Below are 23437 nucleotides of genomic sequence, written 5' to 3'. Positions count from 1 at the left end.
CGTACGTGCAAGGAGCATTCTCCGGAGGAGTCCGCGGGCGCAGGTGCGGCGCGGGGCCAAATGCGCACGGTCCCGACGGGATTCAGTGCCACTGGTGGCGCGGCCTCAGTACGTTTCCGTAGGGCGGCGCCCACGTATTGTACTAGTGACTACATTTCACATGACGCGCGCAGGCGTCACCGCTCCAGCTCCAGCTCCAGCTCCACCCGCAAGCGCCGCGCCACCTCGAGCACCGCGGTCAGTTCCCCCGGCTCCACGGAGCGCGCCGTCCGCTCGGCCCACTCCGTGCGCAGCGGCCGGATGCGTCCGAGCGTCGCCCTCCCCTGGTCCGTCAGGGTGACGAGCGGTGCCCTGGCGTCGTCCGGGTCCGGGATGCGCGCCACGAGGCCGGCGCGCTCCAGCGCGGCGACGCTTTCGGCGGCTGACTGCCTTCGCATCCCTCGTCGGCGGGCGATCCCCGCGACGGTCAGCGGTCCGTGCGCGACGGCTCCGAGGGTGAGCCAGCGTGCAGCGGTCAGCCCCTCCGCCGCCACGATGCGGTCCCCTGTCCTCGTGAGCGCGTCGGCGAGGCGGAAGACCTCGTCGACGAGTTCGGTCAGGCGTGCGCTCTCGACGTTCACGGTCGCTCGACCAGGCAGGCGATGTGGCCGTCGCGGTCGCGCACGACGGCCATCCGCTCGCCCCACGGCTGGACGGCCGGCGCATCCACCACCGTTCCCCCTGCGTCGACCCAGCGTGCGACGGCCGTGTCGAGGCCGGTCACGGCGAAGGTCAGCGCCACCGCCGCATCCGAGGACTCCGTCGGGCGCTCGTGCACCATGAGCTCGACGCCGTCGGCCGTGCGCAACCAGGCGAATCCCTCGCTCCGGCGTTCGACGCTGAGGCCGAGCGCGCCGCCGTACACATCGATGGCGTTCGCGAGCGACGAGGCCGAGAGGACGATGCGATGAAGGGCCGAGCCGGAGGTCATACGGCCATGGTGCTCGATTGACAGGGCCCTGTCAATCGTTCACGCGCTCAGCTCGTCCCGCCGACTCCGGAGGTATGCGAGCTCGGCGGTGTTCACCGCGCGCGCCATCGCCGTGTCGTACGCGTCGCGCGCCTCGGCTGTGCGCCCCAGCCCCCGCAGCGCATCCGCCCGGGCGGCGTGATACGGGTGGTACGCCGTCAGCTCGGGCTCGAGCGCGTCGATGAGGGCGAGCCCGGCGTCGAGGCCGTCGCGCTCCCCCACCGCGATCGCCCGGTTGAGACGGACGATCGGCGAGGGGTCGAGCGGCAGGAGCTGGTCGTAGAGCGCCACCACCTGAGCCCAGTCCGGGGCGTCGCCGTCGGTGTGCACCGCGTTGATCGCGGCGAGAAGCTGGTAGCGGCCGGGCGCCGCACCGGCGGCGAGGCGTTCTCGCACCAGTGCGTGGCCCTCGGCGATCATCGCCTCGTCCCACTGGCCCCTGTCCTGCTGTGGCAGTGGGACGAGCACGCCCGCCGACGACACCCGCGCCGAACGCCGCGCCTCGATCAGCAGCATCAGCCCGAGCATCCCGGTCGTCTCGCCGTCGTCGGGGAGCAGCGCGTGAAGCAACCGCGCGAGACGGATGGCCTCGGCGGTGAGGTCGACACGCACCGGGGCGGTCGCAGGGCCGGAGGCGAGGTAGCCCTCGTTGAAGATCAGGAACAGCACCGTGAGCACGCCGGAGACGCGCCGGGGCAGATCATCCATCGTCGGCACGCGGAACGGGATGCCCGCGGCGGCGATCTTCGCCTTCGCCCGGGTGATGCGGGCCCCCATCGTGGTGTCCTGCACCAGGAAGGCGCTCGCGATCTCCGGCACGCTCAGTCCGCCGACCATCCGGAGCGTGAGCGCGACGCGCGCCTCCATCGCGAGGGCAGGGTGACAGCAGACGAAGAGCAGCCGCAACCGGTCGTCGTCGATGGCGCCGATCTGCTCCGGCTCCGATTGCACGTCGTACACGAGCAGCGCCTCCCTGTGCCGCGCATCCCTGATGCTCTCCCGCCGGATGCGATCGATCGCCTTGCGGGTCCCGGTCGTGGTGAGCCACGCGCCCGGGTTGGGCGGGACGCCGTCCTGCGGCCAGCGCTCAGCCGCCGTCGCGTATGCGTCGGCGGCGGCGTCCTCTGCGGTGTCGAGACTCCCGAACCGCTTGGCGAGCGTCGCCACCACCCGCGGCCACTCCTCGCGGTGGGCGCGGGTCAGCGCATCCTGAGTGTCTGTCACGCCGCCGGTCACTCCTGCAGGAGAGGGCGCACTTCGAGGCGTCGGTTGCAGGCCCTCGAGCCCTCGGCCATCAGCTCGAGCGCGACGTCGAGATCCGGTGCCTCGATGATCCAGAGCCCAGCCGCCCACTCCTTCGCCTCGACGAAGGGTCCGTCGGTGAAGACCGGCTCGTCGCCGCGGCCATCCACGACGGTCGACACCGTGGGGTCTGCGAGCCCTGCGGCGAACACCCAGTGCCCGCCCGCGCGGAGCTTGTCGTTGAACACGTCGATCGCGGCGCCCTCCTCGGCCGTTCCCGAGTTGCTGCGGCCGTCGATCACGTTGACCAGGTACTGCATGATCCGATCCTCCCCTTATCCGGCGATCCTGCGCTGCGGTCCCGCGCCCTCGGGAATGTCGCCGTGCAGGTGCGGGGTGTACACGAGCTTAAGCGTGCGGCCGTCGAGCACGGACGATTCGACGAGGTCCAGATCGAACTCCGGGCCGCCGTGGAACAGGGCTGCGTGTCCGGCGCTGCCGGAGATCGCGGGGAACATCATCAATTCGACCCTGTCGACGAGTCCGGCGGCGAGGAGGGCGCGGTTCATGGACACGCTGCCGTGCGACCGCAGCGGGATGTCCGTGGTGCGCTTCAGCCGGTCGATCGCGGTCACCGCGTCCTCGGCGAGCACAGTGGAGTTGTCCCAGCCGAGCGGTTCCTCGAGGGTGCGGGAGAAGACGATCTTCGGCAGCCGGTCGAGGCTGTCGTAGTACGGCTCGTCGAAGACGTTCACGAACGTGCGGAACTGGCGGAACGTGGTCGCGCCGAAGACGAGCACCTGCTCCTGCTCGAAGGTGGCCACGCGGTCGGCGATCACCTCCGGCCCTTCCTTGCCCCAGTATCCCGGCCAGTTGTCGGCCATGCCGTAGCCGTCGACGCTGCAGAAGAAGTCGACCGTCAGTGTGGTGCTCATCGTGATGCTCCGTTTCGTCGGTGGCCGCCCCGGTCGGGGTGCCCTCACTCCTGCAACGAACGGAGCCCGACCGTTTCGACAGCGCGCCGAAAAGAATGTCGGAGAATCGTCGCGCATAGACTCATATCTATGGATGCGGCCCCCGAGCACGATGCGCTGCGGAGCGTGTACAGGATCAGCGACCCGACGCGCGCCCGCATCCTCAATCTGCTGCTCGACGCTCCGGATGGGCGGGGCTCGGTCACCAAGCTTGCCGACGCGCTCGGGCTGCGTCAGCCGACCGTGTCGCACCACCTCTCGCTACTGCGCGCCGAAGGCGTCGTGGAACGGACGCAGGAGGGGCGGACCGCCTGGTACACGATCACGCCGGCCGAAGTGGATCGCGTCGCCTCACTGGTCCGCGCGGAGCAGCCGGCCGACGACGGAGCGGCAGTGGCTCGGATCGTGGACGACCTCTCCGTCCGTTTCCGGGGAGAGCTCTCCCGCGAGACCATCGGGGAATACACCGCGGACAGCTACCGGCGGCTGGACGGCCGGACGAACCGCGCCGCGCTGGCCGGTGCGTTCACGATCACCAGGCTCGACGCCCTGCTGCGAGCAGAGCGGACGGGTGACGCCGAGGCTGCCGGACGACCGCGCACCGACGTGCCGCACGTCCTCTTCGTGTGCGTGCAGAACGCCGGGCGCTCCCAGCTCGCCTCCGCGATCCTGCGTCGCATCGCCGGCGACCGCATCCGGGTCGGCACGGCGGGGTCGGAACCGGCCGGTGCGGTGCGCTCCACGATCGTCACAGCGCTCGACGAACTCGGGATCCCGCTCGGCGGCGAGTTCCCCAAGCCGCTCACCGATGAGGCCGTGCGCGCCGCCGACTACGTGATCACGATGAGCTGCGGCGACGCCTGCCCGGTCTACCCCGGCCGCACCTACCTCGACTGGGGCATCCCGGACCCGGTCGGCCTCCCACTCCCCCGCGTTCGGGAGATCCGCGACGACATCGCCGACCGGGTGCGGCAGCTCGTGACGCGCATCCACGCGGAGTGGGGCACGAACGCGCCGATCGAGGACGGCCCGCATCCATAGATATTGGTCTATGCTTTCGCTACGAGTAGAAGGCGAGACCACCGTGACCGGCCCCACCCCCACTGTCCTGTTCGTCTGCGTCCACAACGCCGGTCGTTCCCAGATGGCCGCCGGCTATCTGCGCACGCTCGCCGGAGGACGCGTCGACGTTCTCTCCGCGGGCTCGGAGCCGAAGGATCGACTCAACCCGGTGGCGGTGCAGGTGATGGCCGAGGATGGCATCGACATCGCGGGCGAGCAGCCGAAGGTGCTCACGACCGAGGCGGTCAGGGAATCCGACGTCGTCATCACGATGGGCTGCGGCGACACCTGCCCGATCCTCCCCGGCAAACGCTACGAGGACTGGGACCTCACCGATCCGGCCGGGCGGCCGGCGGACGAGGTCCGGCCGATCCGCGACGAGATCAAGCGGCGTGTGCAGACCCTGCTCGCAGAGCTGGTGCCCGCGTCCTGAGCGTCAACCAGGTCGGCGCGCACTCTCCCTGCGCTGGTCGACCAGCAGCTCGGCCGCCGCGCTCGCCTGGTCGGCGTCGTCGATGGTGATCGCGATATCGACGCCGCGCCGCCGCGCAATCACCACGCCTTCGCTCCGCCTGGTGACGTACGCGATGCCTCTGGCCGAGATGCGATAGCCCCAGCCGCCCCAGCGCAGTGGGCTGATCTCCTCCGCGGTCACCCTTTCGATGTCGTCCAGCCGCACCCGGATCAGGGGGATCAGGAACACCGTGGAGACGAGGCGGATGCCGCGGGCGTCGACGGAGAGGCGCACGCGCGCCAGGAGCAGCAGCGTGCATCCCACCAGCAGGAGGATCACTGCGGGGGCGATCAGGCCGGGCGTCCCGGTCGCCAATGAGGCGATCAGGCAGGAGACGCCGCCCGCGACCAGGGCGAGGGCTGGGACCCCGAACCAGACGCTCCCGGTCGTGCCGGACCAGACGAGGCGGTCGCCGTCGCGCAGCGGCGGAGCCGGTCGCTCCTGCGCCTCACCGTCGTCGTCGAGCGGCTCTGCGTCGGCAGGTGGGAGCACGATGGACACCAGCGCTCCCAGCGCCGCGACGGGAATCAGGAGCAGGAGCCGCGCGCCGAGCACGGCCTCCTCCGGGGTCGGTGCCGCTGCGGTGGCCTCGGCGGACGCCGTCCAGGCGAGGGCCGAGACACCGGCGAGGGCGACGACGATGCCTGCCGAGAGGCGTGCGGGAGCAGACGTGCGCGAGGCCACGACGAGCGCCACCGCCCCGATGGTGAGTCCGGCGACGATCGCGCAGAACATCCAGAACGACAGCCAGGTGTCCGCAAAGCCGTCCGGGGTCGCGGCGCCCGACCAGTGCGACCCCATCCGCGGCCCGAGTCGCGGCCCGACCGTCACGGCGGTGACGATCAACCAGGCAAGTGGGATCAGGCTCAGCAGCAGAGCGATGGTCCGGCGCACGATCCCTCGACCCCTCACGCGATCCCCCTGATGATGACGGAGAGCTCGTTCGAGCTGATCCCCGCGCGAGCCGCCTCGGAGACGAGGGATGCGGCCGCCTCGATCAGCGTGCGCACCGACGCCGTGTCGCCGGCGACGACCACCGCCCCGCGCCCCCGTCGGAGGTCGATCACTCCGGCCTCGCGCAGATCGTCGTATGCGCGCAGCACCGTGTGCATGTTCACCCCGAGCGACCCGGCGAGCTCGCGTGCGGACGGCAGCCGCTCCCCCACGCGGATCTCGCCCCTGGCCACCCCGAGCCGCACCTGCGCCACAATCTGCTCGGCGAAGGATGCGGCGGACTCGGCTTCCAGACGAATCAACATGTTTGCATTCTATACAAACAAGTGGCATCGTCGGCCTCTGTGCATACCGACCGCCGCTCAGGCCGACGGCTCGAACCGGGGGTACGACGACGACGACAGCGTCGCCGACGCGCACGCGCGGCCCGGCCGCCGCGCCCAACAGTGGGCTCGATACCGGCCCGTGTCCTGGCACGGAACGTCGATCTTCACCCCGATGGCGGCGGCCATCCTCGCGGACCTGTGGCAGACGTATCCGAAGGCCACCTCCAACCAGATCATCCGTTCGGCACATCTTCGTGGGCGGTGCTTGCGCATCCCGTGCCGCACAGTGGATGCTGTCCCCCGACGAGAGGATGCACGAGTGCCACCCATGGAATCCCCCGCGCACCATCCGTCGCGGCGCACACTGCTCGTCGGCGGAGCCGGCATCGTCCTGGGGACGGTGATCCCGCTGATCACCCAGGCGCTCTTCCTGATGCAGCTCCCCGGCACGTCTTGGCTCTCTGCCGTCGAGACGCCGGTCCTCGGCACCTGGTCCGCCGTCATCCTGATCGTCGCGTTCGTCGTCCTGGCCGTCGGTATCGGTGGCGAACCGGGCATCGCGGGCCGGTCCGTCGTCGGCAGGGCCGCGCTGATCGTGTTCGGTGCCGCGAGTCTCGCTACAGCCGGGTACTCCACCTGGGCCGCGCTGTCGGTCGAGACGAGTGCCGGTCTCGTGACGCTGGTCGGCGTGCTGGAGGTCTCGCTCACGGCACTGTGGCTGGCGGCGCTGATCGTCGGCTCCATCTTCGTCGTGCGCGCCGGGGTCGTTCGTGGCGTCGCACGGTGGGGGCTCGCCGTTCTGGCGGCGCTGACCGTGCTGGACCTGCTGGCGTCGCGCATCCCCCTGCCCGCCGCTGTCGGCGTGTGGATCTGGGGTTTCGTCGCGCTCCGGGCGGTGCAGCTCCTGATCGGCGTGCTGTTCATCGTGCAGGCGCTGGCTGTGGCGCCGAGGCAAGATGCTGCGTTCGGATCGGGGTACGCGCGCTAGCCTGGTCGGAGCATCGATCGAGGGGGCGACGTGGCGGATCCGGGGAGGCGAGACGTCTTCCGGATCCGCGGGTTCCCCGCGTACTGGGCGTCGTACACCGTCTCCGGTTTCGGCAGCTATGTCACCGTGCTCGCGCTGCAGGTGCTCATCGTGGTGCAGCTCCACGGAACGGCCGTGGATGTCGGCCTGCTGAACGCCGCTCGCTGGGTCCCCTACCTGCTGTTCGGGCTGATCGTCGGGGCCATCGTCGACCGCCGACGGAGGCGACCGCTCCTGATCGGCAGCGATCTGGGCAGGGCTGCGGTGCTGCTCGTGATCCCGGTGCTGTTCCTGGCCGGTGCGCTGAGCATCCCGCTGCTGCTGGTCGTCGTGGCGGTCGTCGGCCTGCTCTCGCTGATCGGGGATGCGGCAGCGCAGTCGCTCGTCCCGCGCATCGTGCCCCGCTCGGCGCTCGTGGCCGCGCACGCGCGCACGGACCAGAGCGACGCCGTCGCGCAGACGGCGGGCCCGATGGTCGCCGGCGCCATCGTCTCACTCGTCGGCGCGGCGTTCGCACTCGTGGTCGACGCCGCGTCGTACCTGTTCTCCGCCGTCGCGATCTGGCGTGTCACTATCGACGAGGCGCGGGAACCGGCCGGTCAACGGTCCACGGTTCGGAAGGAGATCGTCGAAGGCCTCCGCTGGGTCTACCGTCACCGGACGCTCGCGCCGATGGCGATCGGATCGCACGCGTGGTTCTTCTTCAACAGCATCCTCGGCACGGTCTTCACGTCGTTCGCACTCCTCGGGCTGCACCTGACCGCATTCCAGCTCGGCGTCGCGCTCGCGGGCGCCGGTGTCGCAGCCCTGCTCGGCAGCTCACTGTCCCTGCGGGCGGGACGCCGGTGGGGCGCGGGCATCGCGGTGATCGCGAGCAACCTGATCATGGTCGTCGGCTGGGGCGTGATCGCGCTCGCACCAGGCGCGTCGCACACCTGGGCAGCGGTGGTCGTCCTCGCCATCGGGCAGGGCTTCTACGGCCTCGGACTCGGCCTGAGCAACGCGAACGAGATGGGCTACCGCCAGGGCGTGACCCCGGATGCGCTGCAGGGCCGCACGAACACCACGCTGCGGTCCGCGAACCGGGCCATGATCGTCATCGGCGCCCCGCTCGGCGGTCTCCTCGCCACCTGGCTCGGCTATCGCCCTGCCCTCTGGATCGGCGTCGCCGGGATCGTGGTCACGACAGCCTTCCTCGCGCTCTCGCCATTCCGTTCCGCGCGTCACGAAGCGGACGAGGCGGCGACCTGACCGCACCCGGGTTGTATCCTTGCTGCGATCGCCGACCAGGAACAGGACCACCGATGACCGCCCCCTCCCACTGGATCGAACACCGCCGCGGAGACGGAGAACTGCTCGGCTGGATGGAGCAGGACGGCGACGGCTTCGTCGCCATCGACCTCCTCGGGCGACGCGTCACCGACGTGGTCGACTGGCTCGACGCCGAAGCGCACCTGGATGCGCTGGGCATCGGCTACCTCGCCGACCGCTTCGAGCTGCGGCTCGACGACGGACGCTGGCTACTCGTACGCATCACCGAGGTGTCGACGGAGGCGATCCGCGTCAAGAAGGACGACTGGGGCGACATGGGCGCCACGCTGATCGAGTACACGGTCCCGTTCCCGCTGCCGGCCGGGCTGCGGCCGCTCGCCGCGGACCGGACGGTGTCCTTCCCCGACGGTTACACCTCGGACCGCGCGTGAAAGCCGACCTGAAGAAGGAGGTGACCGGCTACGCGGCCACGCGTGGACGCTTCGACATCGTCACCGTTCCCGCGCGCCGCTACCTCATGGTCGACGGACGCGGTGACCCCAACACCGCGCCGGAGTACGCGGCGGCGCTCGCCGCGCTCTACCCGCTCGCATACAAGCTCAAGTTCTTCAGCAAGAACGAGCTCGGCCGCGACTACGGGGTCATGCCGCTCGAAGGTCTCTGGTGGGCCGACGACCTGGACGCCTTCACACGGGCGCGCGACAAGACGCAGTGGCAGTGGACCATGCTGAACCTGGTCCCCGACTGGATCGCCGACGAGCACATCGCGGTTGCGCGCGCGGCGGCGCCGGGAAGCGAAGCCGTCAGAATCGGCACCCTGGACGAGGGCCTCTGCGTGCAGACCCTGCACGTCGGCAGCTACGACGACGAGGCGCCGATCCTGGATGCTCTGCACACCTCGTTCATCCCGCAGAACGGACTGCGGATGACCGGGAAGCACCACGAGATCTACCTCAGCGACGCGCGCAGGACCGCGCCGGAGAAGCTGCGCACGATCCTGCGTCAGCCGGTGGCGCGCATCCCGTCGTAGCGGTCGCCGTGGTGGCGCCCGACACTCCTGCCCCGCTTTCGACGCGAGTGCCCTTGCTTCAGGCCGGATGCCCGCCTACTGTTCGCCGCGACGAGCGCGCCCTCCGCGAACCCCACGACAGGAACCCCGATGCCGACAGACCCAGCGAACGAGCTCACCCCCGACGAGAAGCGGGAGGATCAGTTGACCGCGGCCCCGAAGGCCACGGACGCCGACGCGAAGCCGCGCATCGCCGTCGAGGAGGCGGAGCCCGGCGTGACCCGCATCGACATCAGGGACGACGCGTACGCGCGTCCGGGCAAGCCGGACTCCGAGCGGGCCTGACGCGCTCTCGACGGGGGAGGCCGCGCGGCAGGCGTAGGCTCGGAAGCCCGTACGAAAGCGCGTACGGAAGCCCGTCCGAAAGGCGCCCAGCATGACCCTCAGCACACTCGACCAGAAGACCGCCCTGATCGTCGTCGACCTGCAGAACGCCATCCGCGCATACCCTGTCGCGCGCCCCTCCGAGGAGGTCTTCGCGAACGCGGGTGCGCTCGCCGACGCCTTCCGTGCCCACGGTCTTCCCGTCGTGCTGGTCAACGTCGCGGGCGGCGCGCCCGGCCGCACGGAGACGCAGCGGCGGACAGGCGGCGAGCGTCCGGCCGACGCGCTGGAGTTCGTCGCCGAGCTGCACAGGGCGGAGAGCGACCACATCGTGACCAAGCACACCTGGGGCGCGTTCACCGGAACCGACCTGGATGCGTACCTGAAGGCCGAGCACGTCACCCAGGTCGTGATCGCGGGCATAGCGACGAGCGCCGGTGTGGAGTCGACCGCGCGCCACGCGCACGAGAACGGCTACAACGTCACTCTCGCCACCGACGCGATGTCGGACAGGAGCGCCGAGGTCCACGACTTCGTGGTGAGCAACGTCTTCCCGCGCATCGGCGAGTCCGGCACGACGGCGGAGGTCATCGAACTGCTCGCGGCCACGCGAGCGTGAGCGGAGCGGGGTGCTCCGCTCAGCGCTCTTCTTCGTGCTCCGCTCGACGCTCTGATCTGGGGTAGTCGCCGTGCCGGAGTTTCGCATCCCGCACCAGCGGCTCCTCACCGTCGCGTTCGGAGCCGATGTATGTGCCCACGACCGTGCCGTCCGGGCCATCTCCCCCGGCCTCGGTGTACTGCCCGGCCACCTGGCGCGCCTCCGGCGCCTCGTCGTCGTGCTGCGTGTATGTGCCTTCGACGTCGTCCCTGGTCAGGCGGCTGTCGCGGTCCTCTGACTTCGACATCCTCACCATCTCCTCACTTGCGCTATCGCAATTATTGCACTAACGCCACCGTTTCGGAATACTGGACAGATGACGATCGACGAGCACCCGGATGCAACGGGCACCCTCAGCCGCGAACGCGCGGTCGACGCTGCCCTCGCCGCCGCCAACGTGATGATGCGCGTGGCGGCCCGCTCGGTGATCGACGTGGAGGCGGCCGTGACCACCCCGCAACTTCGCGTGCTCATGCTGATTCGTGCCTCCGGACCGCAGAACCTCGGCCAGGTCGCCGCCGAACTGGACGTGCATCCATCGAACGCGACCAGAACCTGCGACAAACTGGTGCGCGCCGGGTATCTCGCCCGCACGGAGGACCCGGCCGACAGACGATTCGTGCACCTCGCTCTCACGCCGGAGGGGCTCGCGATCGTCGATCACGTCCTCACCGCCCGGAGGAGCGCGCTGACCGATGTGCTCTCGGCATTGCCGGAGTCCGACCAGGAAAGCATCGCCGCCGCCTTCTCCGCGTTCGCTGCAGCCGCGGGCGGCGAGCCGACGCACGACGGCCGATTCGCCCTCGAACTGCGCTCCTGACAACCTGCGTCTCCGCCTGACGGCGCCTCGGCCTCCGGGGCTTGCCAATCAGCCGATTCGGTGTTCGATGACCGGCATGACAGACGCACGCGACGACCAGAGCGATATCGGCTTCGACGGCCAGACCTCGTACAGCGAAGAAGGCACGCCGTAGCGCGTCCCGACCGCCGCGGGCGATGACGAGTATCCCTGGCATGGGCAGTCAGCAGAGCACCTGGACCAGACTGGGCAGGGTGCCGTGGTGGCCCATGTTCGCGTTCGCCTCGCCCATGCTTCCGACCTTCGTGTTTCTCGACTGGCTCGTGACGGCGCTCTTCATTCCCGACGACGGATCCCTGCTGGTGCGCAGCCTCGTGGCCGTCGCTATCGCCGTCGTGGTCTGCGGCCTGATCGTGATCTCGTTCCGCCTGTGGGCGCCCGTCACCTGGGTCGACGTTGCGGGCGGCCGCATCCGGAGCGGGCGCCATGTCGCCGCGTTCTCCGACATCGTGGAATGCCGGTTGCTGGTCAGCGCGTCCCTCGATCGCCGCACGCTGAGCCTGATGCTCGGAGACGGCCACGGGATGCGCGCGGGCGTGCTCCTCCGCGATGCCAGGGATCGACCCCTGCCCGCCAGGGACGCCGCCACACTCGGGGCTGCGGTGCTCGGCTCGAACATCGCCATGCCGGTCTCCCGCGACGATCCGAAGGGCCGGTTCGCCCGCTACAACTTCCCCGACCACGTGACGAAAGCGGAGGCCGCGCAGCTCGTCGCGGCTCCGCCGTCGTTCGGCGACCCGCTTCCGCTGCCGTCGCGCGTCTGAACCGGATCCGGTGCGCGCCACCGGCGCTCACTCCCAGGCGCACCAGCAACGACTGCTCGATCCGGCGACCGGCGCGCCGGTCCTCCCTCTCGTGATCGACGTCCACAGCGAGCCCTGCACGGTAGTCCTCCAGCATCGCCCGCCGCCACTCGTCGTGGTTCTTACCGACCAGCGCGAACGTGTCGTGGCCCCGTGCATCCATCGCCGCCAGGATGCGGTCAGCGGTCGCCCGCTCGGAGTGCGGCGCGTGGTCCGGCTGCGGGCAGTGGATGCGCCGTAGCCGGGCGGATCGGGGACCACCACCGTGAACCCCCGCTCGACCAGCACCGGCGCCACCCGATACCAGGGCGCCCCGGTGCGCGGGTGCCCGTGCAGCAGGACGACGACGGGTCCGCCCCGCCGTGCCGGACGTGGACGACGCCGTCCCCGACGGCGATGCCGTCGGTGTCGAACCCGGCGAACATCCCGGTCAGAGCTGGTCGTCGTCGAGCGGTTCCGCGGCGATGTCGTCGGTGCCGGCGTCGTCATCCCCAGCGCTACCGCGCGGTTCGACGACGCCGTCCGCGTCGTACGGCTCGCGGCCGTCCAGCAGCTTGCCCTCCTCGGTCTCCGGGTCCGTGTCGTCCGGTGCCGTCTCGTGCGGTTCTCCGGACGGGGTCTCCGGTGCTGTGTCTCGTGCGTCGCTCATCGTTGTGCTCCTGTTCCTGTGTGTCCCGACGTGAGTGATCTCGTGTTCGCGCGATTCCCCCACTGTGCGCTCAGCCCTCGCGCTGCGCGCGGTCGATGCCGCCCAGCAGGTCTTTCAGCGCCTTCTCGATGGCCGGATGGTCGTACTGGCCCGCCCTGCTCTCGCCCGAGATCACCGCGCAGCGGTGCAGTGTGCGGAAGTCGCCGTACGGGAACGAGTACCGCCCCTTGGTGCCCTCCGTCTTCGAGGTGTCCTCCCCGAGATGCCACTTCGCGTACTCGGCCATGCCGTGCTTGTCGATGAACGCGTTCTCGTCGTCCGCCGACGGAGCGTGCTCGCTCCAGTCGTCGCGCTCGTCCGCAACCACGTCGCCGCTGCGCAGCAGTCCGCGGGCGTGTGCGAGGGCGTCCTTGTTGAGCTGTACCGTCACTGGTCCTCCGTCCATCCTCGGGGTGCCTTCGCATCCGGGGTGTCCCGTATTCGCGGTTTCCGTGTTCGGTGTCCGCAGGTCGGCCACCGCCCGCCACCGGGATGCGGTCCCGACGTCGAGGACGGCGACCGTGCGGTCCTGCACGGCCGCCGCCACACCGGGCCTGCGGTTGTGTCGTCCGCCCCTGTCAGATCGACCCGCCATCCGGCTCGCCGCTCACCGTGGCCCTGCGCGGGCCGCTCGTCAATCCCCTGGCGCGTCCGTTTCCGCGGTGTTCCTCTCTCCTGCCGCCCCGTCCCACCACTCCAGAACGCGGGTGGCGTAGAAGGTCAGCCACTTCGACGGCTGCCCTGGTGGCACGTCGACCTCGAACCAGACGCGTCCAGGATGGCGGTATTCCTGCATCCACCTGCCGTCTGATGTTCGGGATGCACGGATCACCTCGATCGCCTCCGCCAGTCGCGGGTCGGGCTCGGCGTCGTCGTGCAGCGCGGCCGCCCTGGCGTAGTCCGCAGCGTTCAGCACGCTGTACTGCCACCGGAACGGGTAGCCGAATCGCGTCGCCCACGGGGCGACCACCTCACCCGTCGACCGGCGATGCAGAAGCTGGCGTTCCAGGAGATACTCCTCCCCGGCGTGCCGCGCCGCCCGCAGCGCGTCGCTGCCTCCGGTGGCGCCCTCGAAGAAGAGCAGCCCCTTCACGCTGTTGAGGGTGGAGTGGAACGACGACCTGGTCGAGCCTTCCACCCATTCGCAGTTCCAGCCACCGTCCGCCATCCGGTGCTCGACGAACCACTGCGCGAGTCCGGAGACGTCCGCGCCCAGCCATGCCCCGTTGGCGAGGGTGAACGCGTTGATGCAGCAGTCGACCTCGCCGCCCCAGTACGGCAGGTCGTCGTACTCCCACCGGCTGTTCGCGGCGAGCCTGTCCGCGGTGCCGGCGAGGGCGGAGGCGTCGACGCCCCACTCGCGCAGGGAGTTGAGACTCCAGGTGGTGGCGGTGTACGGCTGCCCGCCCTCGTCTCGCTGGTCGGGGTGGTCGAACTGCATGTCGCCGGGGAAGTACGCCCCTCCCGCCCACTGCCCGTCCGCAGCCTGCGTGGCCAGTAGCCGCGCGCCGAATCCCTCGGTGGCGACGCGCGCCCTGGTGGCCGCCCACACCTCGGGAGGCGCGCCGAGCAGGTCGCGCTCGACCTGCCAGCGCAGGGCGGGGTCGGAGTCGAGCATCCAGTCGAGGACGGCGGTGTCTGCGCTCATGCGAGGCAAGGTACACCCGGGCTCGTCGGCGCGAAAGCGCGCGGGCGGGCCGTGCGGCTCACTCCTCCTCGTCGAGGTCCTCGTCGTCGAGGCCGAGGTCGGCACCCTCCGCCTCGTCGAGCGCGACGTCGAGGCCGTCGTCATCGTCGTCGTCGTCGTCGTCAGCGTCTTCGTCGTCTTCCTCGTCGTCGACGTCGTCATCGCCTTCGGCGTTCGCGACCTCTTCGATCCAGTCGACATCCTCATCGCTGAGGTAGCTGCCGGGCGGAACGTCCTCCGAATCGTCCGCCTCGCCGACGATCTGGACCACTCCTCCCGCCTCCACGATCGACGCGACGATGCCGTCCGGAATCGCATCCCCGTTGTTCGCGATGAGCCACTGCTGCTCGAAGCCCGACAGATCGCTCCACCACTCCTCGATACCCATGCCCGCAGTCTGCCACCGTCGCCGCCGATGCGCCGCCCCCACTTTCACCGGGCGGGGGTGGATGCGGCGCGGAATCGCACCGACGTCCCCGTGCGACGCCGTCGGCCTACCGCGGCCCCGCCCCCAGCATCCGCTCCACCAGTGTGCGCACCTTCCGCTGCTCCGCCGCCCCGAGCGCGGACGTGTACGGCGCCAGCTCCCTCCGCAGCTCCGCCGTCAGTCGAGCGCCGAGATCCCGCCCGGTGGCTGTGAGCCGCACCTCCACCACCCGGCGGTCGGTCGCAGACGGCGTCCGCTCGACGAGCTCGCGCTTCTCCGCACGATCCACCAGCCCGGACAGCGTCGACTTCTCGAGCCCCAGATAGTCGGCGATCGCGGTGATCCGGAGCTGCCGGTCGCGCAGGATGCCGAGCACCCGCAACTGGGTCAGCGACAGGTCGTTCTCGGCGGCGAGCCGGCTGAGAACGCCCATCGCGCGGTAGGAGAACTGCACCAGGGCGTCGATCAGGGCGTCGTCGTCCGCTTCGCGGCGTGCATCGTCTGTCACGGGTCGCTTCTCCTTGACATGGTTGGCGTTACGAACTAATAATATTTCGTGTTACCAACTATATCGTGGAGGATGCCATGAAGGCCGCAGTCGTCTCGTCGTTCGATTCCGCGCCGGTGTACACCGACGTGCCCGCCCCGAAGGCATCGGGGCCCGACGAGCTGGTGGTCGACGTCCTCGCCGCCGCCCTGCATCCGCGAGTGCGCTCACAGGCGGACGGCAGTCACTACACGAGCACCGACGAACTCCCCCTGGTGCCCGGCATCGACGGCGTCGGACGCGACTCCTCCGGCACGCTTCGCTACTTCATCCTTCCGGACACCGCCCTCGGCTCGATGGCGCAGCAGACCGTGATCGACCGCCGCCGTAGCATCCCGTTGCCGGACGACACCGACCCGATCCTTGTGGCGGCGGCGATGAACCCCGCCATGTCGTCGTGGCTGGCCCTCCGCAGCCGGATGCAGTTCGAGCGTGGGCAGAGCGTGCTCGTCCTCGGCGCCACGGGCAGCGCCGGACGCCTCGCCGTCCAGGTTGCCCGCTTTCTCGGAGCCGACCGGATCGTCGCCGCCGGGCGTGACAGCACGAAACTCGCCGCCCTGACGGCGCTCGGCGCGACAGCCACCACGTCGATCGCCGGAGACCCCGACGACGTGGCGAGGGCCATCGGCGAAACAGCATCCGACGTGGATGCGGTGCTCGACTATCTCTGGGGCGAGCCCGCCGCAGCAGCCATCACCGGCCTCGTGACCGCCCGTGGAGACCGGTCGCGCCCGCTCACCTGGATCGAGATCGGCTCTGTCGCCGGCCGCACCTCCCCCATCCCGTCGGCGGCTCTCCGCGCCGCCGACCTCCGCATCGTCGGCAGCGGCCAAGGCTCGGTCCCGACGCGCGACATCCTGGCCGCCCTCCCGCAGCTGGCGACCACGATCGCCGCCGGCGCATTCCAGGTGGATGCGGTCCCCGTCCCCCTCGCGGACGTCGCCACCGCCTGGGCCGACACGGCCACGACCAGCCGCGTGGTGCTCACGCCCTGATCGCGCTACGTGCGCCACCCGCACTACCCGCGCCACCCGCGCCACCCGCGAGTTCGTACACCCACGCGTTCACGCGAATCGGGTGCCCTTTCGGGTACTCGAACCCTTCCTCCCCCGCGCACTCGAACCCGACCGCCCGGCACAGCGCGTTCGATGCCGCGTTGTCCACCCGCGGAAACGCGAGCACAGCGCGCCGGTCGCCGCGCATCCTCGCATCACCCAGGCACGCGGCAAGCGCACGAGAGGCGATCCCGCGCCCCTGGTATCCGCTCGCCACACCCCAGCCCGCCTCGTACACCGGTTCGTCATGCCAGACCGTCTCCCAGTACCCCACCGATCCCACCGGCTCCGGCTCGCCGTCGAGGCGGATCGTGAACATCCTCGCCTCGCCGTTCTGCCAGTAGCGCAGGTAGCGTTCGTGCCGGTCGAGCACCTTCTCCTCTGGCTCAGGCCCACCGAGGAAAGCCGTCATCTCGGCTGTGTTCGCGCGGTGCAGGACGGGAAGGTCCGCCTCCGACCAGCGATGGATGCTCACGTCACCGCGCGACGCGATCCGATCGCCGGGGCGCGTGGCGGTGTCGACCTTCACGCGAGCGAGACGTCGGCCGCTGCGACCACCTCGGCGGTGCGGCCGGGAGCGCGATGGTTGCCCCAGTAGAGGTTCGTGTGAGCGACGACGAGGTCAGGCGTCGGCGCTCCCCACTCACTGAGGTCTTCCGTGGTGTGCGCGTCGCCCACCAGGGTCACGTCGTAGCCGCGGGTCAGCCCGCCGTGGATGGTCGACCGGATGCACTCGTCGGTCTGCGAGCCTGTCACCACGATGCGTCCGACGCCCGCTGCGGCGAGCACCTCTTCCAGCGTGGTCTCCTCGAAGGCGTCCGCGTAGTGCTTGGGAACGAGCGCCTCATCGTGGGCGCGGTGCAGCTCGGGGACGTACTGCCAGGCCTCGCTGCCGTATTCGATGTTGTCGTCGGAGTGCTGGATCCACACCACCGGCACCCTCTCGTCCCGCGCCCGCTCGACGAGTGAGCGGATCGTGCCGACCACCTCGTCGCGGCGGTACGCGCCGTCGATGACGCCGTTCTGCACATCGATCACCAGCAGCGCAGACGCGTCGCGCCCCTCCAACGTTGACATGTGCTCCCCTATCCCGGTTATCAATCCACCATGACGCTACGCCCGGCCACCGACAGCGGCGGCCCGCTCGGTGCCCGTCCTTTCACCGACCGCCCCCCGAACCCATCGCGCAGCGTCACCCCAAGGTGGACGTTCGCCTGGTCTCGTGCCCGATCGGCACCACCAGCACCGACCGCTGCTGCGCCCGCGTGAGCTGCACCGCCACCGAGCCAGACAGCCACTCCTCCACGGCGTGCCCGAACCCCGCCTGGTGGGTGCCGACCACGATGAGCGCCGCATCCACCTCGTCCGCCACCCTTGCGAGTGCCTTCGCCGGGTCGCCGGCGAGCATCCGCAGCACCCAGCCGCCGGGCAGCGCGCGCGCACCGGCCGCCCCGCGCCGTGCCGTGGATGCCTCACCGAGCATCCCGTCGGCCACATCGTCAGCCACATCGCCGGGCTCGTCGCCCGACCCCGCCGCCGCGTCCGACCCCGCCGCGTCCGACCCCGCCGCTCCCGACCCCGCCGCCGCTCCGGGCAACGCCGACGTGATCGCAGCGGCGAGGTCGATCGCAAGCCGTTCGTCCTCCGGCGCGACACCCTCCGGATGCAGGGACGCCTCGCGCCGCAGGTCTGCACGCTCCCACTCGGTGAGATAGCTGTCCGGGGTCACGTAGCCGCACACCATCGGGCGTTCGAGCAGCGCAGCCAGCGCCGCCGCCTCCTGAACAACGGCGACCGGCTGGCCGGGGTACACCCCCACCACGACGGGTCCGGAAGCCGACGACAGGCTCATGCCGGGCTCACCCCTGCGGCGGCGTTCCGGCGATGTTCACCAGCCAGGAGACGCCGAACTTGTCCACGGCCATCCCGAAGCTGTCGCCCCACGGCGCCTTCGACAGCGGCTCGACGACGGTGCCGCCCTCGATGAGCTTGGCGAAGTATCCGGACAGCTCCTCCTCGTCGTCGCCGCTCAGCGAGACCGAGATGTTGGAGCCTTCCGCCAGGTCCATGTGCTTCGGCACGTCCGCCACCATCAGCGTGAAGCCGGACGGCGTGGTCAACTGCGAGTGCATGATGAGGTCTTTCTCCTCCGGGTCTGTGCTGACCTGGAACTCGGCGAAGGTGCTCCGCTGCACGTCCCCTCCGAAGACCGACTGGTAGAAATCCATCGCCTCGCGCGCCTGGGTGCGGAAGTTGAGGTAGGGGTTGAGTGTCGAAGCCATCGGCCTGTCCTTACTGTCTGTTCTCCCGGCCGTTCGTCGGCCGGTACGGGTTCAGCGTAGCCATGCCCACCGACCTTGCACGAGTGCAGAGTTTCCGCGGAATTGCGTGCATTTCAGGTGCATTCCCGCCCCGCGGCGTCAGCGCCGGTACGCGCCGACGATCAGTTCGCCCCTGATCTCCCCCAGCCTGTCCAGGATGCGGTCGACCAGCACAGCGCTCACCCCGCCGGCGGTCAGGTCCCACGGCCCGATCGGCTGCAGTTTGCCGCACCGGATGCGCACCACTTCCCAGCCGGCCGCCCGCAGCAGCCTGTCCTTCTTCCTGTCCGTCGCCTCCCGCCGCCCGACGTGCTCGAGCCCGTGCCTGCCGGTCGTGTCGTACTCGATCGCGATCCTGAGCTCGGGGATGACGATGTCCGGCCAGACCTCGAGGTGCGAGAAGAACGGTCGCGCGACCCGCACCGCGTTGTTGCCGAGGTCGACCTCGAGCCGTTCCGCGATGCGCTGCCGCAGCGCAGGCTCCGCCGCGGACGCCGGGCTCGGCGCCCACCTGCTCACGAAGGCCTCGCCGACAGGCACAGCGTCCGCCCCCGCCGCGGCGTGACGGCAGACCGGGCACCGGCGACCGCCCAGGATGCGCTCGACGCTCGCCTCGTAGGCCGGGTGCCCCCTGTCGCACTGCCACGCGTGCGTGCGTGCCGTGCCGTTCTCCACAGACACCGCAACCCGCGACCCTGGCGCTGCCAGCGTGACCAGCTCCTCGCGCGTGAGCCGCGCCCCGTCGAGTCTGCGACACAGGTAGCAGCGGTCGTCGCCGGGCTCGTGCTCGATCCGGCGCGGGTCGCGAGCGTGGCCGCACGCGTGCATCCCGTCGTCCGGCTGCGGCATCCGGATGCGGCGCGGGGCGGCCCCCTCCGCGCAGGCCGGGCACCACGCCGACCGCCGCCGCGTGCCGCCCGGCCGCGAGCGCTGCTCCTCGGGGGTCGCGACGAAGCGGTGCCCGGAGTCGCACTCCCAGAGCAGGTAGACCTCGGCGGCGGGAGGCACCTGACTGAGGACGATCCCGTGATTGAGGTCGGGGTGGTACTGCCGGATGAGCATGGGGTAGCGCTCCCAGTCGGTGCGATACCGCCCGATCGGGTACGGCGTCTCCGCGCCTTTCGACCACTGGCGGCGCGCCCACCACTGCTCGACGCTCTCCGGCACCGCTCCACTCCGTTCGTGTCAACACGTCACGCCTGCCTGGACGCGACTGCGGCCAGCGTACGCGGCACCACCGTCAGAGCGGTCGGCAGCCTGGATGGCGTTCGTCAGAGCAGGTACGGCACGATCGCCTTGCGCTCAGGAGGATAGTCGTCGAACGTCTGCCGATACCAGCGGTGGTTGGCCATCGCCCGTGGTGCGAGGTTCGCGACCGTGTACAGCGCGAACGCCAGCCCGGCGAGCGACCACGTCGCTATCACCCAGCCGGTCCACTCCACCATCTCGCCCGGATAGTTCGGGCTCGACACCCAGCGGTAGCCGCCACCACGCGGGATGCTGTACCCGCCCGACCGCGCACCGCGCAGCCTGCGCAGGATGCGGTCGGAGCCGACGTTGAGCGCGAACCCCGCGAGGAACACGACCACCCCGATCCAGAAGCGCGGGTCGGCCAGCCAGGTGTTCGCGTACTGCCCGTACTCCGAGATCCACCGTGCGTTCACCCAGGCGTTGAGCAGGTTGAACAGGATCGCCATCGCCACCACGGACACGGGCATCCGCGACCCTGTGCGCATCAGGAACGGGTACACGAACGCGCGCTGCACATAGTGGAGCTGCCACAGCGCCAGGAACAGCAGCGGCACCAGCTCGAACCGGTGCTCGCCGAGCAGGTAGAACAGCAGGAAGACGATGGATGCTGGACTCTCCATCACGACCCAGCCGACGCGGGCAGGGACGGTCGGCCCCCATCCGGAGCGGCCGTGCCGACCGTATGGCGCCACCACGAAGCACAGCGCGACGAAGGTGACCACCGCGAGGGCGATCTCGGCGTACACGAACCAGCGATAGGGGCCGTCGGGCATGGCGGGAGTCTAGCGACGCTACGCCGCCGCAGACTCCCATGACCGGCGCAGGCCTTCGCGGGCACGGTAGGCAAGGGCGGCCGCTGCATTCGCCGTGATGCCGAGCAGGCGGCCGAGCTCTGGCGGACTGAGCCGTTCGACCTCGCTGTACCAGAGCGCCTGACGCCACCGCTCCGGGAGAGCGCAGAAAGCCGCGGCGACGCGCCGTCCCTCCCACACGATGTCCTCGCGTTCCTGGCTGAATCGCGCGTCGGCGAAGAACTCCGCATGGTCGATGGCGACCTCGTTGCGCGCCGCGCCCCAGGAGGCCGCGGTGTTGCGGATCGTGGCGTAGAGGTAGGAGCGGAAGCCGTTGCGCGGGCCGTTGCCGTTGCGCAGGGCGATCATGATCTTGACGAACGCCTCAGAGACGAGGTCGGCGGCGTCGAACGTCGACGTGACGGTTGCGGCGTACGCGAGACCGGCGCCGGAGTGCCGCCTCCAGAGCTCGGCGTACGCGTGCGTGTCTCCCGCACGGCTGCGGGTCACGAGGGTGTCGTCGACGGCGGTTTCTGCGGGGGTGCGCATCCGGTGCTTCCTTGCTGGTCGGTTCGCGAACCACCGTAGGAAAACCGCGTGCGGGCGGCTAGCCGTTTTACGCCGTCACAGAAGCCACTTTGCGCCAGACGCAGAGGAAGAGTGTGGTGGGCCCTGCCGGGATCGAACCGACGACATCCACGGTGTAAACGCGCTTACCGTTGCCAGCTACTCGCAACTAATCGCAAGCAACCAGGGAGAATCGCTGGCCGAGAGCGTGACTCGGGCATCTCGCAGATGCGGCGAGTGTGGGAGGTTTGCGGGTGTTTGTTGGTTTCACGACCACCACACGACCACCATCATTTGCGGAGCTGCGATTCGATGCGGATTCTCCAAGCGCTGCCGTCCTGCTTGGCTGTGATGCCTACGCATGCTATTTAACGCGATATCCGCCGGTTCACTTGACGAATGACACGCGCCTCCACCTCGCTCGCGCACGGCCGATTCCACTCCTGCGAGCGGCGCCATCACCGACGACCTGGGTGTGAGTCCAGAGCAGTACCTTGCAAATGGCCCGGCGGTCGTCACGGATTCTGTCGGCAGTCTGCGCCGCTGCTGAGGCGAGAACAAAGGCGGCGGGGTCGAGATGCACCCGTCGCCTTTATCGTTCTCCCGGATCAGCGGAACATCATCTTCTCGTACAGAGTCCGGCCGGTGACGTGATCGGTGACGTCGTCGAGCGCGATGTCGAGGTCGAAGTCCGCGTTAAAGTCGTAGTACATCGGGTGCTCGCCGCCGTGCAGGACGCGGGCGATTCCGTGCCGCTGGGGGCTCATGTCCAGCGACTCGATAAGCGTCGGGTCCGTCGCCGTCATCGTGATCGTGCCGCGCTCTGACGCCCACGACCACACCATACGCGTGGGGTAGGTCTGGTGGCCAGGGCCGGCGACCTCCCCGCTGGTCTCCAACCGGAGCGGGAGCAGGTCGTCGGTGATGAGCGCATCGCCTTTCGCCAGGTAAAAGGTCGGGATGTTCAGCTCGCCGAACCCCATCAGCCCCTTCGTCGTCATGCGCACGTAGACGACCGTGTATTCGCCGACATGCGCACGACCCCAGTACCAGTGGTCGAGGAACGACCCCATGAGATGGTTGCCCCAGTTGTGGTCGTGGTAGGCGCTTCCAGCGAGCTCGGAGCTCGTCTCCCCCTCGGTGATGGTCGCTGTGACGCGGCCGTACGGCACGGGGACAACCCACGCCAGGTAGTGCGTGCGGGCTGAGTCGAAGTAGTTGATGCCGGCGCCAGGGCGCCACGACGGAGCCTCCCGGTCGATCGTCACGTCAGCGACGATGCCGTCGGCCTCGATGTGCAAGACGTAGTGGTCGAGGTCCCCGGAGACCGTGTTGTTCCCGATGCGCACGTCGCAGCCGTCGGTCGCCGCGCTGAACTCCGACGCCGGGAACGCGGGCTCGAGGTGCAGCCGCGTGCCGTCGGCGAGCTGCCGGATGATCAGGACGGTCGGCGTGAGCGGCCCGGACGGATCCGTGTGCGGCTTGTTGGAGAAGGTGACAACGAGCGTCGAGCCGTCGGTGAACTGGCAGTCGAAGTACCACCACTCGAATGTGCTGTCCGCTGCGGCGGCCGCCCGGTAGCCGTCCTCCCACGCTTCGACGGTGGGTCCGAGTCCAAGGGCGGTCATGCCCTCCTGCTGGCCGACCGCCATGCGCTCCCGGACCTCAGCGGTGTCGGGAATATCGTGCACTGTCATCTGGCTCCTTCGGCGTCCTAGTTGGCACTCGAAAGCTACCAAGGGCGCCGAGACTCGCGCTCACCCGCGTTGTGGGGTGTCAATGGTGGGCCCTGCCTCGGGCACTGCATCGAACCGGCGTCGAATGCATCAATGGTGGGCCCTGCCTCAGGCACTGCATCGAACCGGCGACGAGTGCATCAATGGTGGGCCCTGCCTCAGGCACTGCATCGAACCGGCGACGAATGCATCAATGGTGGGCCCTGCCGGGATCGAACCGACGACATCCACGGTGTAAACGTGGCGCTCTACCAGCTGAGCTAAAGGCCCTTCA

Annotated in this window: 33 protein-coding genes and 1 tRNA gene; 11 read left to right on the top strand and 23 right to left on the bottom strand. The window is 69.8% G+C overall.

What is annotated here, in order from left to right:
• Window positions 1-176 precede the first annotated feature (176 nt).
• Genes ACYVGI_RS06950 through ACYVGI_RS06930 form a run of 5 tightly spaced genes read right to left on the bottom strand, consistent with a single transcriptional unit; the run spans window position 177 to window position 3186 of the window.
• Window positions 177-620, bottom strand: a complete 444-nt coding sequence (locus ACYVGI_RS06950; protein ID WP_460631905.1) for a MarR family winged helix-turn-helix transcriptional regulator — start codon at window positions 618-620, stop codon at window positions 177-179.
• The gene (locus ACYVGI_RS06945; RefSeq protein ID WP_460631904.1) at window positions 617-970 is read right to left on the bottom strand and encodes a VOC family protein; all 354 of its coding nucleotides are present in this window, start codon (window positions 968-970) and stop codon (window positions 617-619) included. Before ACYVGI_RS06945 ends, ACYVGI_RS06950 begins: the two co-directional genes overlap by 4 nt.
• A gap of 39 nt (window positions 971-1009) precedes the next feature.
• Entirely contained in the window at window positions 1010-2233 is a 1224-nt protein-coding gene (locus ACYVGI_RS06940) for an RNA polymerase sigma factor (RefSeq protein ID WP_460631903.1), read from the bottom strand.
• Window positions 2234-2241: 8 nt separating this feature from the next.
• Window positions 2242-2571, bottom strand: coding sequence for a YciI family protein (locus tag ACYVGI_RS06935; protein WP_460631902.1), 330 nt, complete (start codon window positions 2569-2571; stop codon window positions 2242-2244).
• A 15-nt stretch (window positions 2572-2586) separates the two neighbouring features.
• Window positions 2587-3186: a dihydrofolate reductase family protein gene (locus ACYVGI_RS06930; protein ID WP_460631901.1), complete on the bottom strand. Its 600-nt coding sequence runs from the start codon at window positions 3184-3186 to the stop codon at window positions 2587-2589.
• 129 nt (window positions 3187-3315) lie between these two features.
• On the opposite strand from ACYVGI_RS06930, the gene ACYVGI_RS06925 reads away from it, so the two are divergent.
• Together ACYVGI_RS06925 and ACYVGI_RS06920 are read left to right on the top strand one after the other, a co-directional pair.
• Entirely contained in the window at window positions 3316-4266 is a 951-nt protein-coding gene (locus ACYVGI_RS06925) for a metalloregulator ArsR/SmtB family transcription factor (RefSeq protein ID WP_460631900.1), read from the top strand.
• 10 nt (window positions 4267-4276) lie between these two features.
• Entirely contained in the window at window positions 4277-4720 is a 444-nt protein-coding gene (locus ACYVGI_RS06920; RefSeq protein WP_460631899.1) for an arsenate reductase ArsC, read from the top strand.
• 3 nt (window positions 4721-4723) lie between these two features.
• Here the strand turns inward: ACYVGI_RS06920 and ACYVGI_RS06915 are convergent, their stop codons facing one another.
• Together ACYVGI_RS06915 and ACYVGI_RS06910 are read right to left on the bottom strand one after the other, a co-directional pair.
• Window positions 4724-5695 (bottom strand): hypothetical protein, encoded by a 972-nt coding sequence (locus tag ACYVGI_RS06915; RefSeq protein ID WP_460631898.1) that lies wholly within the window; start codon window positions 5693-5695, stop codon window positions 4724-4726.
• A 14-nt stretch (window positions 5696-5709) separates the two neighbouring features.
• Window positions 5710-6060 (bottom strand): GntR family transcriptional regulator, encoded by a 351-nt coding sequence (locus ACYVGI_RS06910; RefSeq protein WP_460631897.1) that lies wholly within the window; start codon window positions 6058-6060, stop codon window positions 5710-5712.
• A gap of 340 nt (window positions 6061-6400) precedes the next feature.
• Between ACYVGI_RS06910 and ACYVGI_RS06905 the strand changes: the two genes are divergently transcribed.
• The 6 genes from ACYVGI_RS06905 to ACYVGI_RS06880 all read left to right on the top strand — a co-directional run bounded on the left by ACYVGI_RS06905 (window position 6401) and on the right by ACYVGI_RS06880 (window position 10392).
• Window positions 6401-7069: a hypothetical protein gene (locus ACYVGI_RS06905; protein WP_460631896.1), complete on the top strand. Its 669-nt coding sequence runs from the start codon at window positions 6401-6403 to the stop codon at window positions 7067-7069.
• A 30-nt stretch (window positions 7070-7099) separates the two neighbouring features.
• Entirely contained in the window at window positions 7100-8359 is a 1260-nt protein-coding gene (locus ACYVGI_RS06900) for an MFS transporter (RefSeq protein WP_460631895.1), read from the top strand.
• 53 nt (window positions 8360-8412) lie between these two features.
• Window positions 8413-8811, top strand: a complete 399-nt coding sequence (locus tag ACYVGI_RS06895; RefSeq protein ID WP_460631894.1) for a hypothetical protein — start codon at window positions 8413-8415, stop codon at window positions 8809-8811.
• Entirely contained in the window at window positions 8808-9410 is a 603-nt protein-coding gene (locus ACYVGI_RS06890) for a GyrI-like domain-containing protein (protein ID WP_460631893.1), read from the top strand. Before ACYVGI_RS06895 ends, ACYVGI_RS06890 begins: the two co-directional genes overlap by 4 nt.
• Window positions 9411-9539: 129 nt before the next feature.
• Window positions 9540-9734, top strand: a complete 195-nt coding sequence (locus ACYVGI_RS06885; RefSeq protein WP_460631892.1) for a hypothetical protein — start codon at window positions 9540-9542, stop codon at window positions 9732-9734.
• A gap of 91 nt (window positions 9735-9825) precedes the next feature.
• Window positions 9826-10392 carry an isochorismatase family protein gene (locus ACYVGI_RS06880; RefSeq protein ID WP_460631891.1) on the top strand — a complete coding sequence of 189 codons (567 nt, stop codon included), beginning with the start codon at window positions 9826-9828 and terminating at the stop codon, window positions 10390-10392.
• Window positions 10393-10411: 19 nt separating this feature from the next.
• Here the strand turns inward: ACYVGI_RS06880 and ACYVGI_RS06875 are convergent, their stop codons facing one another.
• Window positions 10412-10678: a hypothetical protein gene (locus ACYVGI_RS06875; RefSeq protein ID WP_460631890.1), complete on the bottom strand. Its 267-nt coding sequence runs from the start codon at window positions 10676-10678 to the stop codon at window positions 10412-10414.
• Between the two features lie 69 nt (window positions 10679-10747).
• Between ACYVGI_RS06875 and ACYVGI_RS06870 the strand changes: the two genes are divergently transcribed.
• A complete protein-coding gene (locus tag ACYVGI_RS06870) occupies window positions 10748-11251 on the top strand; it encodes a MarR family winged helix-turn-helix transcriptional regulator (protein ID WP_460631889.1) in 504 nt (167 codons plus the stop codon).
• Window positions 11252-11445: 194 nt separating this feature from the next.
• Window positions 11446-12054, top strand: a complete 609-nt coding sequence (locus ACYVGI_RS06865; protein WP_460631888.1) for a hypothetical protein — start codon at window positions 11446-11448, stop codon at window positions 12052-12054.
• A 27-nt stretch (window positions 12055-12081) separates the two neighbouring features.
• On the opposite strand, the gene ACYVGI_RS06860 is transcribed toward ACYVGI_RS06865, so the two are convergent.
• The 6 genes from ACYVGI_RS06860 to ACYVGI_RS06835 all read right to left on the bottom strand — a co-directional run bounded on the left by ACYVGI_RS06860 (window position 12082) and on the right by ACYVGI_RS06835 (window position 15403).
• Window positions 12082-12582 (bottom strand): alpha/beta fold hydrolase, encoded by a 501-nt coding sequence (locus ACYVGI_RS06860; protein ID WP_460631887.1) that lies wholly within the window; start codon window positions 12580-12582, stop codon window positions 12082-12084.
• On the bottom strand, window positions 12524-12742 hold the full coding sequence (locus tag ACYVGI_RS06855; RefSeq protein WP_460631886.1) for a hypothetical protein: 219 nt from the start codon (window positions 12740-12742) through the stop codon (window positions 12524-12526). Before ACYVGI_RS06855 ends, ACYVGI_RS06860 begins: the two co-directional genes overlap by 59 nt.
• Before the next feature lie 70 nt (window positions 12743-12812).
• Window positions 12813-13172: a hypothetical protein gene (locus tag ACYVGI_RS06850; RefSeq protein ID WP_460631885.1), complete on the bottom strand. Its 360-nt coding sequence runs from the start codon at window positions 13170-13172 to the stop codon at window positions 12813-12815.
• A 243-nt stretch (window positions 13173-13415) separates the two neighbouring features.
• Window positions 13416-14429: a squalene cyclase gene (locus ACYVGI_RS06845; RefSeq protein WP_460631884.1), complete on the bottom strand. Its 1014-nt coding sequence runs from the start codon at window positions 14427-14429 to the stop codon at window positions 13416-13418.
• A gap of 58 nt (window positions 14430-14487) precedes the next feature.
• Window positions 14488-14856 carry a hypothetical protein gene (locus ACYVGI_RS06840; RefSeq protein ID WP_460631883.1) on the bottom strand — a complete coding sequence of 123 codons (369 nt, stop codon included), beginning with the start codon at window positions 14854-14856 and terminating at the stop codon, window positions 14488-14490.
• 106 nt (window positions 14857-14962) lie between these two features.
• Window positions 14963-15403 carry a MarR family winged helix-turn-helix transcriptional regulator gene (locus ACYVGI_RS06835; RefSeq protein WP_460631882.1) on the bottom strand — a complete coding sequence of 147 codons (441 nt, stop codon included), beginning with the start codon at window positions 15401-15403 and terminating at the stop codon, window positions 14963-14965.
• A 77-nt stretch (window positions 15404-15480) separates the two neighbouring features.
• On the opposite strand from ACYVGI_RS06835, the gene ACYVGI_RS06830 reads away from it, so the two are divergent.
• Window positions 15481-16437, top strand: coding sequence for a quinone oxidoreductase family protein (locus tag ACYVGI_RS06830; protein WP_460631881.1), 957 nt, complete (start codon window positions 15481-15483; stop codon window positions 16435-16437).
• Here the strand turns inward: ACYVGI_RS06830 and ACYVGI_RS06825 are convergent.
• The 9 genes from ACYVGI_RS06825 to ACYVGI_RS06785 form a co-directional block, all read right to left on the bottom strand.
• Entirely contained in the window at window positions 16427-17026 is a 600-nt protein-coding gene (locus tag ACYVGI_RS06825; protein ID WP_460631880.1) for a GNAT family N-acetyltransferase, read from the bottom strand. The two genes, ACYVGI_RS06830 and ACYVGI_RS06825, sit on opposite strands and share 11 nt — an antisense overlap.
• On the bottom strand, window positions 17023-17574 hold the full coding sequence (locus ACYVGI_RS06820; protein ID WP_460631879.1) for an isochorismatase family protein: 552 nt from the start codon (window positions 17572-17574) through the stop codon (window positions 17023-17025). The genes ACYVGI_RS06825 and ACYVGI_RS06820 overlap by 4 nt, the downstream gene beginning before the upstream one ends.
• Window positions 17575-17689: 115 nt before the next feature.
• Entirely contained in the window at window positions 17690-18349 is a 660-nt protein-coding gene (locus ACYVGI_RS06815) for a universal stress protein (protein WP_460631878.1), read from the bottom strand.
• Between the two features lie 7 nt (window positions 18350-18356).
• Window positions 18357-18779 carry a VOC family protein gene (locus ACYVGI_RS06810; protein ID WP_460631877.1) on the bottom strand — a complete coding sequence of 141 codons (423 nt, stop codon included), beginning with the start codon at window positions 18777-18779 and terminating at the stop codon, window positions 18357-18359.
• Between the two features lie 138 nt (window positions 18780-18917).
• Window positions 18918-19985: a zinc-ribbon domain-containing protein gene (locus tag ACYVGI_RS06805; RefSeq protein ID WP_460631876.1), complete on the bottom strand. Its 1068-nt coding sequence runs from the start codon at window positions 19983-19985 to the stop codon at window positions 18918-18920.
• A 104-nt stretch (window positions 19986-20089) separates the two neighbouring features.
• Window positions 20090-20842 carry a DUF1295 domain-containing protein gene (locus tag ACYVGI_RS06800; protein ID WP_460631875.1) on the bottom strand — a complete coding sequence of 251 codons (753 nt, stop codon included), beginning with the start codon at window positions 20840-20842 and terminating at the stop codon, window positions 20090-20092.
• Window positions 20843-20860: 18 nt separating this feature from the next.
• Window positions 20861-21409, bottom strand: coding sequence for an RNA polymerase sigma factor (locus ACYVGI_RS06795; protein WP_460631874.1), 549 nt, complete (start codon window positions 21407-21409; stop codon window positions 20861-20863).
• Window positions 21410-22035: 626 nt separating this feature from the next.
• Window positions 22036-23124 carry a hypothetical protein gene (locus tag ACYVGI_RS06790; RefSeq protein WP_460631873.1) on the bottom strand — a complete coding sequence of 363 codons (1089 nt, stop codon included), beginning with the start codon at window positions 23122-23124 and terminating at the stop codon, window positions 22036-22038.
• Between the two features lie 233 nt (window positions 23125-23357).
• Window positions 23358-23433 (bottom strand) — tRNA-Val (locus ACYVGI_RS06785).
• Window positions 23434-23437 lie beyond the last annotated feature (4 nt).

This window comes from Leifsonia lichenia, assembly GCF_054780215.1.
Note: the sequence above shows the minus strand (reverse complement) of the source record. Positions and strands in the feature narration are given on the sequence as shown.

Bases quoted from the DNA above. Each gene is read 5' to 3' on its own strand.
- ACYVGI_RS06790 (WP_460631873.1), bottom strand. From the start codon at position 23,124: ATGACAGTGCACGATATTCCCGACACCGCTGAGGTCCGGGAGCGCATG.
- ACYVGI_RS06880 (WP_460631891.1), top strand. From the start codon at position 9,826: ATGACCCTCAGCACACTCGACCAGAAGACCGCCCTGATCGTCGTCGAC.
- ACYVGI_RS06930 (WP_460631901.1), bottom strand. From the start codon at position 3,186: ATGAGCACCACACTGACGGTCGACTTCTTCTGCAGCGTCGACGGCTAC.
- ACYVGI_RS06910 (WP_460631897.1), bottom strand. From the start codon at position 6,060: ATGTTGATTCGTCTGGAAGCCGAGTCCGCCGCATCCTTCGCCGAGCAG.
- ACYVGI_RS06920 (WP_460631899.1), top strand. From the start codon at position 4,277: ATGCTTTCGCTACGAGTAGAAGGCGAGACCACCGTGACCGGCCCCACC.
- ACYVGI_RS06800 (WP_460631875.1), bottom strand. From the start codon at position 20,842: ATGCCCGACGGCCCCTATCGCTGGTTCGTGTACGCCGAGATCGCCCTC.
- ACYVGI_RS06865 (WP_460631888.1), top strand. From the start codon at position 11,446: ATGGGCAGTCAGCAGAGCACCTGGACCAGACTGGGCAGGGTGCCGTGG.
- ACYVGI_RS06875 (WP_460631890.1), bottom strand. From the start codon at position 10,678: ATGTCGAAGTCAGAGGACCGCGACAGCCGCCTGACCAGGGACGACGTC.
- ACYVGI_RS06925 (WP_460631900.1), top strand. From the start codon at position 3,316: ATGGATGCGGCCCCCGAGCACGATGCGCTGCGGAGCGTGTACAGGATC.
- ACYVGI_RS06870 (WP_460631889.1), top strand. From the start codon at position 10,748: ATGACGATCGACGAGCACCCGGATGCAACGGGCACCCTCAGCCGCGAA.
- ACYVGI_RS06810 (WP_460631877.1), bottom strand. From the start codon at position 18,779: ATGGCTTCGACACTCAACCCCTACCTCAACTTCCGCACCCAGGCGCGC.
- ACYVGI_RS06815 (WP_460631878.1), bottom strand. From the start codon at position 18,349: ATGAGCCTGTCGTCGGCTTCCGGACCCGTCGTGGTGGGGGTGTACCCC.
- ACYVGI_RS06885 (WP_460631892.1), top strand. From the start codon at position 9,540: ATGCCGACAGACCCAGCGAACGAGCTCACCCCCGACGAGAAGCGGGAG.
- ACYVGI_RS06935 (WP_460631902.1), bottom strand. From the start codon at position 2,571: ATGCAGTACCTGGTCAACGTGATCGACGGCCGCAGCAACTCGGGAACG.
- ACYVGI_RS06820 (WP_460631879.1), bottom strand. From the start codon at position 17,574: ATGTCAACGTTGGAGGGGCGCGACGCGTCTGCGCTGCTGGTGATCGAT.
- ACYVGI_RS06840 (WP_460631883.1), bottom strand. From the start codon at position 14,856: ATGGGTATCGAGGAGTGGTGGAGCGATCTGTCGGGCTTCGAGCAGCAG.
- ACYVGI_RS06895 (WP_460631894.1), top strand. From the start codon at position 8,413: ATGACCGCCCCCTCCCACTGGATCGAACACCGCCGCGGAGACGGAGAA.
- ACYVGI_RS06795 (WP_460631874.1), bottom strand. From the start codon at position 21,409: ATGCGCACCCCCGCAGAAACCGCCGTCGACGACACCCTCGTGACCCGC.
- ACYVGI_RS06860 (WP_460631887.1), bottom strand. From the start codon at position 12,582: ATGACGACGCCGGCACCGACGACATCGCCGCGGAACCGCTCGACGACG.
- ACYVGI_RS06855 (WP_460631886.1), bottom strand. From the start codon at position 12,742: ATGAGCGACGCACGAGACACAGCACCGGAGACCCCGTCCGGAGAACCG.
- ACYVGI_RS06830 (WP_460631881.1), top strand. From the start codon at position 15,481: ATGAAGGCCGCAGTCGTCTCGTCGTTCGATTCCGCGCCGGTGTACACC.
- ACYVGI_RS06945 (WP_460631904.1), bottom strand. From the start codon at position 970: ATGACCTCCGGCTCGGCCCTTCATCGCATCGTCCTCTCGGCCTCGTCG.
- ACYVGI_RS06845 (WP_460631884.1), bottom strand. From the start codon at position 14,429: ATGAGCGCAGACACCGCCGTCCTCGACTGGATGCTCGACTCCGACCCC.